Below are 15,932 nucleotides of genomic sequence, written 5' to 3'. Positions count from 1 at the left end.
GGGGGGCCGCCGGACGGGCCATGGCGGGCGGTGCTGCCGGCCGGGCCATCGCAGGTGGTGCTGGTGCTGCTGGCCGAGCTGCCGGCGCTGCGGCGGGCCCTGGTGGTCCGCCTCTTCCGTGTCCCGGAGGTCCCTGGGCGAACGCGCCGACGCTCGCCGTCAGCATCGAGACGCCAACAAACACAGCCGTCAGGCAAACGCCACGCGGAAGCATGATCTCAGCTCCCAGCTCGTAATCGCCCACGACATTTCAACGCGCAGGTGGCGGAATGGTTCGTTGTCGGTCGCGGCCGGCATGCGATCTTCCGACGCAGGCCGGCTCAAGAGAAATCCTGCGTCAGGGTGCTGGCGAGCCGCTCCAGCGCCCAGTCGACCTGATCACTGGTGATCACCAGCGGCGGGGCGATGCGGATCGTGTGCTCATGGGTATCCTTGGCGAGGATGCCCTTGCCCTGGAGCGCCTCGCAATAGCGGCGTGCGCGCCCGGCCTCGGGGTGCAACTCGACCGCCAGCATCAGGCCGCGCCCGCGCACCTCGCGGACGGTATTGGCACGGATGTCTTTCAAGCCTTCGAGAAACCGTGCGCCCTGCCTGGCTGCGTTCTCGATCATGCCTTCCTCGACCAGCACCCGCACCGCCGCGCGCGCCACCGCGCAGGCCAGCGGGTTGCCGCCAAAGGTCGAGCCATGCTGCCCGGGTCTCAATGTCCCGAGCACGTCGTTGTTCGAGAGCACGGCCGACACGGGATAGAAGCCGCCGGACAGGGCCTTGCCGAGCAGCGTCACGTCTGCCTCGATGCCCTCGTGCTGTTCGGCGAGCAGCTTGCCGGTGCGGCCGAGCCCGGTCTGGATCTCGTCGAGCACCAGCATCACGTTGTTGGCGGTGCAGAGCTCCCGCACCTTCGCGAAATAGCCGGCTGGAGGAATGATGACACCGGCTTCGCCCTGGATCGGCTCGACCAGAAAGGCGACGGTGTTCGGCGTGATTGCTTCTTCCAGCGCCGCGGCGTCGCCGAACGGGATGATCCTGAAGCCCGGCGCGAACGGCCCGAAGTGTGTGCGTGTCTCCGGGTCGGTTGAAAAGCCGACGATGCCCAGCGTGCGCCCGTGGAAATTGTTGGCGCAGACGATGATCTCGGCCTGGCCGTCCGGCACGCCCTTCACCTCATAGCCCCATTTGCGCACCGATTTGACTGCGCTTTCGACCGCCTCGGCGCCGCTGTTCATCGGCAGCACCTTGTGGGAGCCGGTGAGCGCGGCGATCTCTTCGTAGAACAAGGCGAGCTGGTCGTTGTGGAAGGCCCGCGAGGTGAGCGTCAGCCTATGGGCCTGTTCGACCATCGCCGCCAGGATCTTGGGGTGGCAGTGGCCCTGGCTGACCGCCGAATAAGCGGAGAGGCAATCGAGATAGCGGTTGCCTTCGGTATCCCAGACCCAGACACCTTCGCCGCGCGACAGGACGACCCCGATCGGCGCGTAATTGTGGGCGCCAAAGCGTGCTTCTGTAGCCACGAAATCAATGACCGACGAGCTCATCTGTCGTCACTCCATTGCCGCGCGCACCGGGCTCTCAACTTGATTTGGGTATCAGTCTGCCGCCTTGGAAGCCTGCATGCGCCCGATTGCGTGGCGCGGACTGATTAGCTCGAAATGTCAGATGGTTCTGCGGAGCCGCAGGGCATCGTTCGCCGATCCGCTCTCTACTGTGCATGGGGTTGTTTTCGCAGTTTTTGTTTTGGAGGCCTCATCCGATCGCGCAGGGCACGCTCAGAAAGCCGCGGAACCGGACCCGTCCGCCCCGCACCGGCCGGCCGCTCACGGCATAGTTCGGGAAGCGCGCCAGGAAGCGTGAGATCGCGATGGCGCCTTCGAGCCTGGCCAGCGCCATGCCGGCGCATTGATGCGCGCCGGTGGCGAAGGCGAGATGCCGGTTCGGGGTGCGGGCGACGTCGAAGCGTTCAGGGTCCGGAAATTGCGCGGGATCGCGGTTGGCCGCGCCAATGCACAGCGTCACCGACGTGCCGGCCTCGAGCATGACGCCGCCGAGCTCGACCTTCTCCGTGGTCATGCGGTTGCCGAGCTGGTTCGAGCTCTCGTAGCGCAGCATCTCCTCGACGGCGGTCTTGATCAGGTCGGGGTGGTCGATCAGGCGCCGTTTCTGGTCCGGATGGCGGTCCAGCGCGACCAGGCCGTTGCCGATCAGATTGGTGGTGGTCTCGTGGCCGGCATTGAGCAGGAAGATGCAATTGTGCAGCAGCTCCTTCTCGGTCAGCCGCTCGCCGTTCTCCTCACCCTGGATCAGGCGCGTCAGCACGTCGCGCTCGGGATTGCCGGGCTTCCCGCGCCGGCGTGCGACCAGTGTTTCGAGATAGCCGAGGAAATCCTGCACCGCCTTGTTGCCGCGCGCGGCGGCCTCGGGCGACACCACGGGTTCGAGGGCGCCCAGGATCGCCAGCGACCAGTCGCGCAGCGGCGCGCGCTCGTCATGGGGCACGTCGAGCAGATTGCCGATCACCTCGATCGGAATGGAGGCGGCGAAATCCTCGATCAGCTCGCAAGCCCCCTTGGCGGCGATGGCATCGAGCAGGCCATCGACCAGCCTGATGAGGTCGCCCTCCATCCCCGCGATCGCGCGCGGCGACAGCGCGCCCATGATCAGGCGGCGCACGCGGGTATGGGAGGGCGGATCGTTGAAGACGAGGCTCGTGGTGTGGTGCTCGTAGAGCAGGCTGTCGCCGTATTTCGGCGCGAACTCGCGCTTCTTGTCCGAGCTGAACGATTTGGTGTTCTTGTAAGTGGTGACCAGATCGTCGTAGCGCGTCAGGAACACGGTGCCGTTCGGCAGGCGCTTGACCGGCTCGTTCTCCCGCAGTGCACGATAGGTCGGATAGGGGTTGTCGTAGAACTGCGGCGTCAGCTTCTCGAGGTCGAAGCTCGCCGCCAACTCCTTCGCATCTGCGTTCATCCCGTTATACTCGCCGGTTAAAGCCGTTATGCCGTTTTTGTTGTTCTGATCGACGCATGCATGCGTCTACAGTCGCGCCGTCTTTGCTAGCTGACCGGACAGGAAAATGCACGCGCGCGCTGACGCTTCCGCCCCGACATGGCCCGATGATATTTTCGCGACATTGCAGCGCTTCGACGTCCGGCAGGTGCCTTACGTGCCTGACGCCGGCCACTCGAAGCTGATCGAGCGCGTGCTGGCCTCGTCCACGATGCGCGGCATTCCGCTGACGACGGAGGAGGAGGGCGTGGCGCTCCTGGCCGGTGCCTGGACCGGCGGACAGCGCGGCGTGCTGCTGATGCAATCGAGCGGCGTCGGCAATTGCATCAACATGCTCTCGCTGATCCCGATCCTGCGCTTTCCCTTCCTTACCCTCGTGACCATGCGCGGCGAGTGGGGCGAGTTCAATCCGTGGCAGGTTCCGATGGGATCGACCACGCAGGGCGTGTTCGAGCTTTCGGGCGTCAAGGTGCTGCGTGCCTCGAACGCGGCCGAGGTGCCGGCCGTGCTCGAAGCCGCCGCGGCGCAGGCCTACAATGCACTCACTCCCACCGCCGTCCTTCTGTCGCAGCGCCTGATCGGCGCCAAGGTTTTCACCAAATGAGCAAGGCCAATCTCCTCGACCGCCGCCAGGTGGTGTCCACGCTGCTTGCCGACCGCAAGGACGTGGTTGCGATCGGCGGCCTCGGGGCCTCCACCAACGACATCACCGCCGCCGGCGACCACGCCCGCAACTTCTATCTCTGGGGCGGCATGGGCGGGGCGGCAATGATCGGGCTGGGCCTCGCGCTGGCGCAGCCGAAGCTGCCGGTGCTGGTCATCACCGGGGACGGCGAGATGCTGATGGGGATGGGGAGCCTAGCCACCATCGGCCTGCAAAAGCCGGCCAACCTCTCGATCGTCGTGCTCGACAATGAGGCCTATGGCGAGACCGGCGGCCAGACCAGCCACACCTCCGCGGCCGCCGACCTCGTCGGCGTCGCCAGGGCCTGTGGCGTTACGGACAGCCGGTCGATCTCGACCATGGCGGAGGTGGAGGCCTTTGCCAAAGCCCTCCACGACGTCTCGGCGGGGCCGCGCTTTGCCAATGTGAAGATCGGCAGCGCCGGCGTTGAGCGAATCCTGCCGACCCGGGACGGGACTTACATCGTCAACCGGATCCGCGGCGACCTCGGCTTCCAGCCCATCTAGGCCGGCGCCGACCCGCTCCGAGCGCCTCGCGCTGCACGGGGGCCGTGTGGGCGGAGCAAATTTCCACCGATTTTGCAACGCATTCAGGTTGCGATGCAACATAGTGCTTGACTTCTGCGTGGGTGAGTGGTTACTCACTAGCATGAGCTCATTGCGTATGACGAGCGACCTGAGGCGTCAATTGATCCTCGGTGCCGCGAAACGCTGCTTTGCCCGACACGGCTACAACGGCACCACGACCAAGAGCGTGGCGGCCGCCGCTGCCATTTCCGAGGCGCTGCTGTTCAAGCATTTCCCGTCCAAGGCGGCGCTCTACGCCGAGATCCTGAGCGACGAATGCGAGGCCGACCCGGAATTGACGGAGCTGCTCGAGCGCGAGCCGTCGACGGCGGCCCTGGTCGAACTGATCCGCGGCATGGTCCGGCACTTCCTCGAGATCGCCGACGGTCCCGACCAGGAAGAGGCCCAGCGCCTGCGGCTGATGGCCACGAGCCATTTGGATGATGGCGAATTCGCCCGTTTGCTATATGCCAAGATCGAGACGCTGATCGGGGCGCTCTTCGTCGCTTCGCTCGAGCGCGCGGTTGCTGCCGGGGACGCGCGGCCGTGCACTGGCGATCCGCTCAACCTGTTCTGGTTCGCGCATCATTCGGTGATGACCGCGGCGCTGACCAGGCTTCCGGCGGCGCCCTGTCTCGCCTACGGCAAGACAAACGAGCTGGAGCGCCAGCTCTGTGAGTTTCTCCTGAGGGGTATCGGACTTAACGACGCCGCAATTGCTTCGCATCTGGGCCGCAATCAGGCCGCGGATGCCGGCAAGACGGCGATTGCAGAAAGTGCATGACATGAACATCGTTGCCGAACACAAGATTTCGGGCGAACCGATCGACAAGGCTCCCAAGCGTCCGGTCCGGCCGGTGCGCTGGTTCATCATCGTGGGCACGCTGCTGGCCGTGCTGGTCGGTGGCCTCGTCTGGTTCAATTATTTCCGCGGCCAGATGATCAAGCAGTTCTTCGCCAACAACAAGCCGCCGCCGACCGCGGTCAGCGCGGCCGAGGCGAAGTCAGAGGTGGTGCCGAACCTGCTGACCGCGGTCGGCAGCCTTGTCGCGGTCCACCAGGTCGACGTCAGCGCCGACGTCAATGGCCGCGTCACCGACATCAAGTTTGAGCCGGGCACTCACGTCGAAGCCGGCATGCCGCTGGTGCAGCTATTCGACACGCCGGAGCAGGGCGACCTCGCCAATTACAAGGCGCAGGCGACCGTCGCGCAGCTATCGCTCGACCGCGCCAAGCAGCTGGCGTCGCGCCAATTCGGTCCGCAGGCGACCGTGGATCAGGCGCAGGCTAATTACGACCAGGCGCAGGCGGGCATCGCCAAGACCGAGGCGCTGATTTCGCAGAAGCTGGTGCGCGCGCCGTTCTCCGGCGATCTCGGCATGCGCAAGGTCGAGGTCGGCCAGTATCTGACGGCCGGCACTGCGATCGTCTCACTGACCGATCTGTCTGAGCTGTGGGCCAACTTCACGGTGACCGAAAAGGATTCCGGCAGCCTCAAGGTCGGCCAGACGGTTCGGCTCAGGGTCGACGCCTATCCGGGCCGCACCTTCGAGGGCAAGATCACCACGATCGAGCCGCAGATCGCGACCGACACCCGCAACATCCGCGTGCAGGCGACGATCGCCAATCCGGAGAAGATCCTGAAGCCCGGCATGTTCGTGACCACCACGGTGGTGCTGCCGGAGAAGCCGGCCGTGATCACCGTGCCGGAGACGGCGGTCGACTACACGCTGTATGGCGACTCGGTGTTCCTGATCACCGAGAAGAAGGAAGAGGACGGCAAGACCAGCCTCTCCGCGGTGCGCACCTTCGTGCAGACCGGCAACCGGGTCGAGGGACGCGTCGAGATCATCAAGGGCGTGAAGCCGGGCGACAAGGTCGTCGCCGTCGGCCAGCTCAAGCTGCAATCGGGCGCGCCGGTGTCGATTTCGACCGACCCGGCCCCGCAGATCCCGGCGCAGCCGCCGCGCTACTGACAATACATTCGCGTGATCCGGCTCGGCCGGATCACGCTTCTTGAGACATAGAGATCGAGATCGCCGCGATGGCCCTTACCGATATTTTCATCAAGCGACCGGTGCTGTCGGTCGTCGTCAGCCTGCTGATCCTGCTGATCGGCCTGCGTGCGGCGATGGTGCTGCCGATCCGGCAATATCCCAAGCTGTCGAACACGGTCATCAACATCACGACCGTCTATCCCGGCGCGTCTGCGGACCTGATCCAGGGCTTCATCACCACGCCGATCGAGCAGGCGGTGGCCTCCGCCGAGGGTGTCGACTACATGACCTCGTCCTCGGTGCTCGGCACCTCGACGATCCAGGTCTACATCAAGCTGAACTTCGATCCGAACCAGGCGCTGACCGAGGTGCTGGCGAAGACGAACTCGGTCAAATATTTGATCCCGAAGGAATCCAACGACCCGATCGTCACCAAGACCACGGGCCAGACCACGGCCGTGATGTATCTCGGCTTTTCCTCCGAGGAGCTGTCGGGCTCGGCGATCTCCGACTATCTGACGCGCGTGGTGCAGCCGGTGCTGTCGACCGTCGACGGCGTGGCCTCGGCCGACATCCTGGGCGGCCAGACCTTTGCGATGCGGCTCTGGCTAGATCCCGTGAAGATGGCTGGCCGCAACGTGTCGCCGGCCGATGTCGCGGCCGCGATCACCGCCAACAACTTCCAGTCCGCGGCGGGCCAGACCAAAGGCTATCTCATCGTTTCCAACATCTCGACGAACACCAGCCTGACCGACGTCAACCAGTTCAGGAAGATGATCGTCAAGGCCAAGGATGGCGGCTTCGTGCGGATGGAGGACATCGCCACCGTCGAGCTTGCGGCCCAGAGCACGGATGCGAGCGTCGCCTTCAACGGCGAGCACGCGATCTTCATCGGCGTGAACGCGACGCCGCAAGGCAACCCGCTGACGCTGGTCAAGGGCGTACGCGCGCTGTTCCCCGAACTCGAACGCAATCTGCCGCCGTCGATGAAGATGAAGGTCGCCTACGATTCGACCAAGTTCATCCAGTCCTCGATCGACGAGGTGGAGAAGACGCTGGGCGAAGCCGTGATCATCGTGATCGTGGTGATCTTCCTGTTCCTGGCCTCGCTGCGTTCGGTGATCATTCCGGTCGTCACCATTCCGCTGTCGATGATCGGCGTCTGCACCTTGATGCTGGCACTGGGCTTCAGCTTCAACCTTTTGACCCTGCTCGCGATGGTGCTCGCGATCGGCCTCGTGGTCGACGACGCCATCGTCGTGGTGGAGAACATCCACCGCCATCTGGAGGAGGGCAAGACGCCGGTACAGGCGTCGCTGCAAGGCGCGCGCGAAATCGTCGGTCCGGTCATCTCGATGACGATCACGCTTGCCGCGGTGTACGCGCCGATCGGCTTCCTTGGCGGCCTCACCGGTTCGCTGTTCCGCGAATTCGCCTTCACCCTCGCGGGCTCGGTGATCGTATCGGGCGTGATCGCGCTGACGCTGTCGCCGATGATGTGCTCGGTGCTGCTGAGGAACACCGAAGAGGGCCGCTTCGCCAAGCTCGTCAACAAGGTGTTCGGCGCGATTACGCGGTGGTACGGGCGCAAGCTCGATCGCTCGCTGGACTACAAGGCGATCACCGGCCTGTTCGCGGTCACGATCCTCGGGCTGGTCGGCTTCCTCTACATGCACACCTCGAAGGAGCTGGCGCCGGAGGAAGACCAGGGCATCGTGTTCGCGGTGACCAAGGCGCCGAAATACGCCAACATCGATTATGTCGATTACTACGGCGAGAAGCTCGACAAGGAATTCCAGAAATTCCCAGAGACCGATCTGCGCTTCGTGCTGAACGGCATCAATGGTCCCCAGGGCGGCATCGCCGGCATGCTCTTGAAGCCCTGGGAGGAGCGCAAGCGCTCGTCGATCGCCTTGAAGCCGCTGGTGCAGGCCGAACTCTCCAAGATCGAGGGCGTGCAGGCCTTCGCATTCAACCTGCCGCCGCTGCCGGGCGGGCCGGGCGGCCTCCCGATCCAGATGGTGATCAACTCCACCGCCAGCTATCAGACGGTCTATGAGCAGATGGAGAAGCTGAAGGATGCTGCGCGCAAGAGCGGCATGTTCATCGTCTCCGACAGCGACCTTGCCTACAACCAGCCGAACGTGAAGGTGACGATCGACCGCACCAAGGCGCAGGACCTCGGCGTCAACATGCAGAACCTCGGCTCTACGCTCGCGGTGCTGCTCGGCGGCAACTACATCAACCGCTTCAATCTGGAGGGTCGTTCCTACCAGGTGATCCCGCAGGTGCCGCGCGGCAAGCGTCTGTCGCCGGAATCGCTCGGTGGCTACTACGTCACGACCAACACCGGCCAGCAGCTCCCGCTGTCGACGGTGGTGTCGATCGACACCAAGACCGACCCGAATTCGCTGACCCACTACAACCAGCTCAATTCGGCGACGTTCTCGGCCGTGCCGATGCCGGGCGTGACCGTTGGTGCGGCGGTCGACTTCCTCGAAGGCGAGGCCAAGAATCTGCCGCAAGGCTTCAGCCACGACTATCTGGCCGACTCCCGGCAATATGTGCAGGAAGGCAACCAGCTCGCGATCACCTTCGGCTTCGCACTGATCATCATCTTCCTGGTGCTGGCGGCGCAGTTCGAGAGCTTGCGCGACCCGCTGGTGATCATGATCTCGGTGCCGATGGCGATCGTCGGCGCGCTGATCCCGCTGTTCTTCGGCGCGGCGACCATGAACATCTACACCCAGGTCGGTCTGCTCACCCTGGTCGGCCTGATCACCAAGCACGGCATCCTGATGGTGGAGTTCGCCAACGAGCTCCAGGTCAACGAGCGGCTCGACCGCCGCTCGGCCATCGAGATGTCGGCCCGTATCCGCCTGCGGCCGATCCTGATGACCACCGCCGCGATGGTGACGGGCCTGATCCCGCTGCTGACCGCGACCGGCGCGGGCGCAGCCAGCCGCTTCTCGATCGGTCTGGTCGTCGTCGCCGGCATGTCGATCGGCACGCTGTTCACGCTGTTCGTGCTGCCGGCGGTCTATGTGGTGCTGGCGACCGACCATCGCGCGGCAGCCGATTCCGAGCGGAACAAGCAGGTCGCCGATCTCGACCTCGACTCCAACAAGGCCTTGCGTCCGACCTGACGCCGCAAGCAAGCGAACCAAGGGGCGGCAGCGGTTATCCGTTGCCGCCCTTTTTTGTGTGCCTGGGTGCTGCCGTTAGGTTTTGGGCAAGGCCTTCCCGCGCTGCCGAGAGACAAGGTCCGGCCTTCTTGCTAGGCTTGGCGGGATGAGCATCTCCCTCCATTCCGACACCCCGCATGCCAGGACGCGGCCGAGCGCCGCCGCGGATGGCGTCGTGTCCGGCGAAGCGGCGGAGCGGGGAATCAGGGTCCGGCTGTTCACCAAATATGTCGGGCTGTTCGTGGCCGTCGTCGCCATCGCGCTGCTGGCCAACGGCCTGTTCGAGGTCTTCTTTTATTATCGCGAGCACAAGGCCTCGCTGATCCGGGTCCAGCATGAGCAGGCCGAGGCGGCAGCGGCCAAGATCGGCCAGTTCGTCAAGGAGATCGAGAACCAGCTCGGCTGGACCACGCAACTGCCGTGGGCGGCAAGCTCGATCGAGCAGCGCCGGTTCGATGCGTTGCGGCTGCTGCGCCAGGTGCCGGCAATCACCGAGCTGGGCCAGGTCGATGCGACCGGCAGGGAGCGGCTGCGGGTGTCCCGGCTCGCGGTGGACGCCATCGATAGCGGGATCGACCTTTCGGACGACCCCAAGTTCACGCAGGCGGTCGCGCACAAGGTCTTTTACGGGCCGGTCTATTTCCGCAGAGACTCCGAGCCCTACATGACGCTGGCGCAGGCCGGCGCGCGCAAGGATGCCGGCGTCAGCATCGCCGAGGTCAACCTCAAGCTGATCTGGGACGTCGTGTCCCAGATCAAGGTCGGCAAGCATGGGCACGCTTATGTGGTCGGCCCGGAGGGGCGCCTGATCGCGCATCCCGACATCAGCCTGGTCCTGCGCAACACCGACATGTCGAATCTAGCGCAGGTTCGCGCCGCGCTGGCCGGAAGCGGCACCTTGCCCGACGCGCTTCCCGAAGCGCGCAACATCCAAGGGCGGAAAGTGTTGACCGCATCGGCCCCGATCGAGCCGATGCATTGGACGATGTTCGTCGAGCTGCCCGTCGAGGAAGCCTACGCGGCGCTCTATGCCGCGCTGGAACGGCTCGCACTCGTGCTGCTCGTCGCCTCGATCTTCGCGGTGCTCGCCGGAATCTTCCTGGCGCGCCGTATGGTGGGACCGATCCAGGCGCTGCGCATCGGCGCCGAGCGCATCGGCGGGGGCGATTTCGCCCAGCGCATTTCGATCAAAACCGGCGACGAGCTCGAAGGTCTCGCCGACCAGTTCAATCACATGGGCGAGCGCTTGCAGGAATCCTATGCCGACCTCGAAAACAAGGTCCAGCAGCGGACCGCGGAACTCCGGCAATCCCTGAACGATCTGCGCGCCGCCCAGGATCGCCTGATCCAGACCGAGAAGCTCGCCTCCCTCGGCCAGCTCACGGCGGGGATCGCCCACGAGATCAAGAACCCGCTCAATTTCGTCAACAATTTCTCGGCAGTCTCGACGGAGCTGATCGACGAGCTCAACGAGGTCCTGCAATCGGCCGCGCTCGAGGGCAAGACCAAGGAGGAGGTCGACGAGCTGACCTCGATGCTCAGGGGCAATCTCGAGAAGGTGGTGCAGCACGGCAGGCGCGCCGATTCCATCGTCAGGAACATGCTGCTGCATTCGCGCGAGGGCTCCGGCGAGCATCGCGCCGTCGATATCAATGCGGTCGTGGAGGAAAGCCTCAATCTGGCCTATCACGGCGCGCGCGCCGAACGGCCGGCCTTCAACGTCACGCTCAAGCGCGAATTCGATCCCGCCGCCGGCATGGTCGACATCTATCCGCAGGAGATCACGCGCGTCTTGCTGAACCTGATCTCGAACGGCTTCTATGCCGGAGCCAAGCGCAAGGAGAGCGCCGGAGACGGCTTCGAGCCGACCTTGAGCGCGACGACGAAAGATCTCGGCGGCAGTGTCGAAATCCGGATCCGCGACAACGGCACCGGGATTCCACCCGAGGTGAGGGAGAAGATGTTCAATCCCTTCTTCACCACCAAGCCGGCCGGCGAGGGCACCGGGCTCGGCCTGTCCATGAGTCACGACATCGTCGTGAAACAGCATGGCGGCACGATCGACGTGAACAGCGAGGCCGGTGTATTCACCGAATTCATCATCACCCTGCCGCGCACGATGGCGGCTGGCGGCACCCCCGGAGGCAAGCCTTGAACGTTTACATCCTGGTCGTCGACGACGAGCCCGACGTCGAGGCGCTGTTCCGGCAGCAGTTCCGGCGCGAATTGCGCGCCGGCCGCTTCCAGATGGAGTTCGCGCCCTCTGCGCCGGATGCACTCAGGGTCGCCGCGGAGGTTCGCGATCCCTCGTTGATCCTGATCCTGTCCGATATCAACATGCCCGGCATGAGCGGCCTCGACATGCTGCCGAAGGTCCGCGCCGCGCATCCGGACGTTCCCGTCATCATGATCACGGCCTATGGCGATGCCGAGACGCGCCGCAAGGCCATCGAGCGCGGCGCCGTCGGGCTCCTCACCAAGCCGATCGACTTTGCGCTGTTGCGGCAGGAGATCGATACGAGGCTCGAGCAAGCCGCATGACTGCGACCATCCTCTTCGTCGACGACGAGCCGGATCTCGAGGCGCTGGTTCTGCAAAAATTCCGCAGGCGGATCCGCGACGGGCTCATCGACATCATATTCGCCCGTGATGGCCTCGAGGCGCTGCAATCGCTCGAGCAGAATCCGCAGGTCGACATGGTGGTCTCCGACATCAACATGCCCCGGATGGACGGGCTGTCGCTGCTGCAAAAGCTCCAGGACGCCGAAGACAAGAAGTCGACCATCATCGTCTCGGCCTATGGTGACATGAGCAACATCCGCACGGCCATGAACCGCGGCGCGTTCGACTTCCTCACCAAGCCGATCGACTTCGCTGATCTCGAGGCCACGATCGACAAAACCATTCGTCACGTGGAGATGCTGCGTGAGGTGCGGCGCCGCCAGATGGCGGCAGAGCGCGCCCATGCTGCGCTGTCGCGCCATTTCTCGCCGGAGCTCGCCAAGCGTCTGGCGGCGGGTGGCGAAGGTGAGGGGATCGAAGTGCAGTGGCGCGATGTCGCGACCATCTTCACGGATATCACCGGCTTCACCTCGCTGGTCGAGAGCGCGCCGCCGGAGACGCTGGGCGAGCTCCTGAACGAGTATGTCGGTGGGATGACCGAGGTCGTCTTCGCGCACGAGGGGACGGTCGCCAAGATCATTGGCGATGCGATCCAGGTGCTCTTCAACGCCCCCGACGATCAGCTGGACTACGCAACGCGCGCGGTCGCCTGCGCGCATGATCTCGATGCCTGGGCGCAGGACTTTTGCGTGCGCCAGAAGGTCAGGGGCGTGAATTTCGGAACCACGCGCATCGGCATTCACGCCGGGCCGGCACTGGTCGGCAATTTCGGCGGAAATCGCTTCTTCGACTACACCGCGTATGGGGACTCCATCAATATCGCGGCGCGGCTGGAGGCTGCCAACAAGCATCTGGGAACGCGCATCTGCGTCAGTGCCAGCGTCGCCAAGGCGGCCGAGAACTTTCAGGGGCGCCCGGTCGGTGAGCTGATGCTGCGCGGACGCAGCGAGCCGCTGCGCGCGTTCGAGCCGCTGATAAAGGCCAAATTCGAAGCGCCGGAAACGGCGCTCTATTCCGAGGCGTTTGCCAAGATGGAGGCCGGCGACGCTGCGGCCATGCCGGCCTTTGCCGCATTGGTCGGCATGCACGCCGACGACCAGCTCGCCGGCTTTCACCTGAAGCGCCTGCTCAATGGCGCTAGCGGCATTCGCATGCAACTGGAATAGGAGACCGTGATGACGCGTGAATTCTCTGCCGGCAATTATCGTTTCATTCCGTCGGTGTTCCAGTATTCGGCGGGTGCTGCCGCAGATGACGGCTACGAGATCGAGCGCGTCCGGTTCGACCGCCTGGTGCCGCTCGCGGAAGGGTTTGCGCTCGCCGCAAAGTTCATCCAGGAGGCTGGGCGTCCGCTGACGGCGTTCTGTGCGTGCGAGCTGCGTTCGCCGGCAGCTTTCAGCGAGGAAGGCTTTCGTGCGTTCAACCTGCACTACGTGAAGACGCTGTCGGAATGGGGCATCTTCGACGGCACCACCAATCCGGTGGCACGCAGCAATGTCTGTCCCGAGATCGATCCGCCCTCCGAACCGTCATTCTACGCGTTCTCCTTCACGCGCCCGACCCGCTCGACGGCGCCGAGCTTCGTGATCGCCGGCGGCGCCGAGGCGCGCGAGGGCAGCGGCACTTATGTCGAGCGCACGGTGCGCTACCGCGACCTCAGCCCGGAGGGGCTGCGGGAGAAGGTGCGCTTCACCACCACGTCGCAGATGGAGAACCGGATGGCGGCCTTCGGCTACGGCTGGAAGGACACGACCGGCGTGCAGGCCTATTCCGTGCACGACTTCCACCACGCTCTCGTCGACGAGCTGGTCCGCCGCGGCGCGCTGCGCTCCGGCCTGACCTGGCATTTTGCCCGGCCGCCGGTGGTCGATCTCGAATACGAGATGGATTGCCGTCGCGTGATGCGCGAGATCGTCATTTGAGGTCCTCATCCTGAGGGCCCGCCAAAGGCGGGCGTCTCGAAGGATGGTCACGGGCGACGTCGGGCCTTCATGGTTCGAGACGCGCGCCAAGGGCGCGCTCCTCACCATGAGGAACAGCTAGCGCTGCCGTGGATCGAGCGCGTCGCGCAGGCCGTCGCCGAGCAGGTTCAGCGACAGCACCACGAGGAAGATCGCAAGCCCCGGCCAGATCGCCATCCAGGGCGCCTGGGTCAGGAAGCGCTGTGCGGCATTGAGCATGCTGCCCCAGGACGGCGCCGGTGGCTGCTGGCCGAGGCCGAGGAACGACAGCGCGGCTTCGGCGATGATGGCGGCGGCGATCGACAGCGTTGCCTGCACCAGAAGCGCCGGCAGGATGTTCGGCAGGATATGCGAGAACGCGATCCGCCACGGTGGATTGCCGAGCGCGCGCGCAGCCTCGACATAGTCTTCGGCCTTGACGCTCAACACCTGTCCGCGAGTCAGGCGGATGAAGATCGGCGTTGCCGAGATGCCGATCGCGATCATGGCGTTGCCGAGGCTCGGGCCGAGGAACGCCGCCAGCGCGATTGCCAGGATCAGGAACGGGCAGGCCAGCATCGCATCCGTGATCCGGCTGATCAGCGCATCGATGAAGCCGCCGCGATAGCCGGCGAGCAGACCAAGCGGCACGCCGATGCCGAGCGCGATCGCGACCGAGATCAGGCCTGCGAGCAGCGAGGCCCGCGCGCCGTAGACGACGCGGCTGAGGATGTCGCGGCCGAGCTCGTCGGTGCCGAACCAGTGCGCGGCGGTGGGTGGCTTGCGCACCAGGCTCCAGCTCGTCGCGATGGGATCGTAGGGAACGACGAACGGTGCAAGCACCGCCAGCGCGATGAACGCGATGATCACGATGAGCCCGAACACGGCGGCCTTGCGCTTGAACAGGCGCCGCCGGGCGCGCCGCGCCGGGCTGTCCAGCTCGTGAGCTTGCGTGACGGGACTGGTCAGCGCGGCGTCGGTCATGGCTCAGCCCCGCAGCCGCGGATTGACGAGGATATAGGCGATATCGGCAACGAGGTTCAGGGTGATGTAGACCGTGGCCGTCACCAGCACCACGCCCTGCACCACGGCATAGTCGCGGTTGAACACGGCATCCACGATCAGCTTGCCGAAGCCGGGGATGGAGAAGATCTGCTCGGTCAGCACCGCGCCTGACAGCAGCGTCCCAAGCTCGAGCGCGCCGAGCGTGATCACGGGAGTGAGCGCGTTGCGCATGGCGTGCTTGAGGATCACCGAGCGCTCGGTGAGGCCCTTGGCGCGCGCGGTGCGGACATAGTCGCTCTCCAGCACCTGAAGCATCGCGCTGCGGGTATGCCGCATCAGGATCGCGGCAATCGCATTACCGAGGACGAAGGCGGGCATGATGGTGGCAGCCAGGCTGGCACGCCAGTTTTCCGTGAGCGGCACATAGCCCGAGGCCGGCAACCAGCCGAGCTCGATCGAGAACAGGAAGATCAGCATGATGCCGAGCCAGAAGTTCGGCGTGGAGATGCCCCAGAGCGCGAACAGATTGGCGCCGTAGTCCCAGGCCGTGCCTTTCCTCACGGCCGCGACGATGCCGGCGGGAATGCCGATGCAGAACGCGATCAGGATCGCCATAGAGCCGAGCTGCAGCGTTACCGGCAGCTTCTGTGCGATCAGCTCGCGCACCGGCATCTTGTTGCGCAGGGACTCGCCGAAGTCGCCCGACAGGACACCCTTGATCCAGTAGGCGTACTGCACGGGGACAGGCTGATCGAGCCGGTACTGGTGCCGGATCTGCTCGATGACCGCCGGGTCGCGCTCTTCGCCCGCCATCACCAGCGCGGGATCGCCGGGCAGCAATTGCTGCAACGAGAAGATCAGCACCGAGACGAAGAAGAGCGTCGGCACGATCTGGGCAAGGCGGCGGGCGAGGAAGTTCAGCATCCTCT

The 15,932-nt window shown here is 65.0% G+C and carries 14 protein-coding genes; 10 read left to right on the top strand and 4 right to left on the bottom strand.

The features are described 5' to 3' along the window. A partial coding sequence (locus GPL20_RS39150; protein ID WP_205751143.1) for a hypothetical protein occupies positions 1-216 on the top strand: 216 nt, incomplete at its 5' end. Between the two features lie 104 nt (positions 217-320). Here GPL20_RS39150 and rocD read toward each other — a convergent pair. Further along, positions 321-1,535 (bottom strand): ornithine--oxo-acid transaminase, encoded by a 1,215-nt coding sequence (gene rocD / locus GPL20_RS08370; RefSeq protein WP_157329117.1) that lies wholly within the window; start codon positions 1,533-1,535, stop codon positions 321-323. Positions 1,536-1,743: 208 nt separating this feature from the next. Beyond that, positions 1,744-2,964 (bottom strand): cytochrome P450, encoded by a 1,221-nt coding sequence (locus tag GPL20_RS08365; protein ID WP_157329116.1) that lies wholly within the window; start codon positions 2,962-2,964, stop codon positions 1,744-1,746. A 106-nt stretch (positions 2,965-3,070) separates the two neighbouring features. On the opposite strand from GPL20_RS08365, the gene GPL20_RS08360 reads away from it, so the two are divergent. The 9 genes from GPL20_RS08360 (at position 3,071) to cnbZ (ending at position 13,980) form a co-directional block, all read left to right on the top strand. Further along, positions 3,071-3,607, top strand: coding sequence for a phosphonopyruvate decarboxylase (locus GPL20_RS08360; protein ID WP_157329115.1), 537 nt, complete (start codon positions 3,071-3,073; stop codon positions 3,605-3,607). After that, on the top strand, positions 3,604-4,194 hold the full coding sequence (locus GPL20_RS08355) for a thiamine pyrophosphate-dependent enzyme (protein WP_157329114.1): 591 nt from the start codon (positions 3,604-3,606) through the stop codon (positions 4,192-4,194). The genes GPL20_RS08360 and GPL20_RS08355 overlap by 4 nt, the downstream gene beginning before the upstream one ends. A 142-nt stretch (positions 4,195-4,336) precedes the next feature. Then, on the top strand, positions 4,337-5,038 hold the full coding sequence (locus tag GPL20_RS08350; RefSeq protein WP_157329142.1) for a TetR/AcrR family transcriptional regulator: 702 nt from the start codon (positions 4,337-4,339) through the stop codon (positions 5,036-5,038). A 1-nt stretch (position 5,039) separates the two neighbouring features. Further along, the gene (locus GPL20_RS08345) at positions 5,040-6,230 is read left to right on the top strand and encodes an efflux RND transporter periplasmic adaptor subunit (protein ID WP_167532942.1); all 1,191 of its coding nucleotides are present in this window, start codon (positions 5,040-5,042) and stop codon (positions 6,228-6,230) included. 68 nt (positions 6,231-6,298) lie between these two features. Continuing rightward, positions 6,299-9,397, top strand: a complete 3,099-nt coding sequence (locus GPL20_RS08340) for a MexW/MexI family multidrug efflux RND transporter permease subunit (protein WP_157329112.1) — start codon at positions 6,299-6,301, stop codon at positions 9,395-9,397. Positions 9,398-9,542: 145 nt separating this feature from the next. Continuing rightward, positions 9,543-11,591, top strand: coding sequence for a sensor histidine kinase (locus GPL20_RS08335; protein WP_157329111.1), 2,049 nt, complete (start codon positions 9,543-9,545; stop codon positions 11,589-11,591). Beyond that, positions 11,588-11,977 carry a response regulator gene (locus GPL20_RS08330; protein ID WP_008550277.1) on the top strand — a complete coding sequence of 130 codons (390 nt, stop codon included), beginning with the start codon at positions 11,588-11,590 and terminating at the stop codon, positions 11,975-11,977. The genes GPL20_RS08335 and GPL20_RS08330 overlap by 4 nt, the downstream gene beginning before the upstream one ends. Next, positions 11,974-13,224, top strand: a complete 1,251-nt coding sequence (locus GPL20_RS08325) for an adenylate/guanylate cyclase domain-containing protein (RefSeq protein ID WP_157329110.1) — start codon at positions 11,974-11,976, stop codon at positions 13,222-13,224. The genes GPL20_RS08330 and GPL20_RS08325 overlap by 4 nt, the downstream gene beginning before the upstream one ends. Before the next feature lie 9 nt (positions 13,225-13,233). Next, a complete protein-coding gene (cnbZ, locus tag GPL20_RS08320) occupies positions 13,234-13,980 on the top strand; it encodes a 2-amino-5-chloromuconate deaminase CnbZ (RefSeq protein ID WP_157329109.1) in 747 nt (248 codons plus the stop codon). A 117-nt stretch (positions 13,981-14,097) separates the two neighbouring features. Here cnbZ and GPL20_RS08315 read toward each other — a convergent pair whose 3' ends face one another. Together GPL20_RS08315 and GPL20_RS08310 are read right to left on the bottom strand one after the other, a co-directional pair. Further along, entirely contained in the window at positions 14,098-14,982 is an 885-nt protein-coding gene (locus tag GPL20_RS08315; protein ID WP_157329108.1) for an ABC transporter permease, read from the bottom strand. A 3-nt stretch (positions 14,983-14,985) separates the two neighbouring features. Continuing rightward, complete coding sequence (locus tag GPL20_RS08310; protein WP_157329107.1) at positions 14,986-15,927, bottom strand: ABC transporter permease; 942 nt, start codon at positions 15,925-15,927, stop codon at positions 14,986-14,988. Positions 15,928-15,932: the final 5 nt, after the last annotated feature.

The sequence above is a fragment of the Bradyrhizobium cajani genome (genome assembly GCF_009759665.1).
Taxonomy (GTDB): Bacteria; Pseudomonadota; Alphaproteobacteria; order Rhizobiales; family Xanthobacteraceae; genus Bradyrhizobium; species Bradyrhizobium cajani.
The sequence above is the reverse complement of the archived record's forward strand: the minus strand, read 5'-3'. Positions and strand labels throughout refer to the sequence as shown.

Bases quoted from the DNA above. Each gene is read 5' to 3' on its own strand.
- rocD (WP_157329117.1), bottom strand. From the start codon at position 1,535: ATGAGCTCGTCGGTCATTGATTTCGTGGCTACAGAAGCACGCTTTGGC.
- GPL20_RS08365 (WP_157329116.1), bottom strand. From the start codon at position 2,964: ATGAACGCAGATGCGAAGGAGTTGGCGGCGAGCTTCGACCTCGAGAAG.
- GPL20_RS08360 (WP_157329115.1), top strand. From the start codon at position 3,071: ATGCACGCGCGCGCTGACGCTTCCGCCCCGACATGGCCCGATGATATT.
- GPL20_RS08355 (WP_157329114.1), top strand. From the start codon at position 3,604: ATGAGCAAGGCCAATCTCCTCGACCGCCGCCAGGTGGTGTCCACGCTG.
- GPL20_RS08350 (WP_157329142.1), top strand. From the start codon at position 4,337: ATGAGCTCATTGCGTATGACGAGCGACCTGAGGCGTCAATTGATCCTC.
- GPL20_RS08345 (WP_167532942.1), top strand. From the start codon at position 5,040: ATGAACATCGTTGCCGAACACAAGATTTCGGGCGAACCGATCGACAAG.
- GPL20_RS08340 (WP_157329112.1), top strand. From the start codon at position 6,299: ATGGCCCTTACCGATATTTTCATCAAGCGACCGGTGCTGTCGGTCGTC.
- GPL20_RS08335 (WP_157329111.1), top strand. From the start codon at position 9,543: ATGAGCATCTCCCTCCATTCCGACACCCCGCATGCCAGGACGCGGCCG.
- GPL20_RS08325 (WP_157329110.1), top strand. From the start codon at position 11,974: ATGACTGCGACCATCCTCTTCGTCGACGACGAGCCGGATCTCGAGGCG.
- cnbZ (WP_157329109.1), top strand. From the start codon at position 13,234: ATGACGCGTGAATTCTCTGCCGGCAATTATCGTTTCATTCCGTCGGTG.
- GPL20_RS08315 (WP_157329108.1), bottom strand. From the start codon at position 14,982: ATGACCGACGCCGCGCTGACCAGTCCCGTCACGCAAGCTCACGAGCTG.
- GPL20_RS08310 (WP_157329107.1), bottom strand. From the start codon at position 15,927: ATGCTGAACTTCCTCGCCCGCCGCCTTGCCCAGATCGTGCCGACGCTC.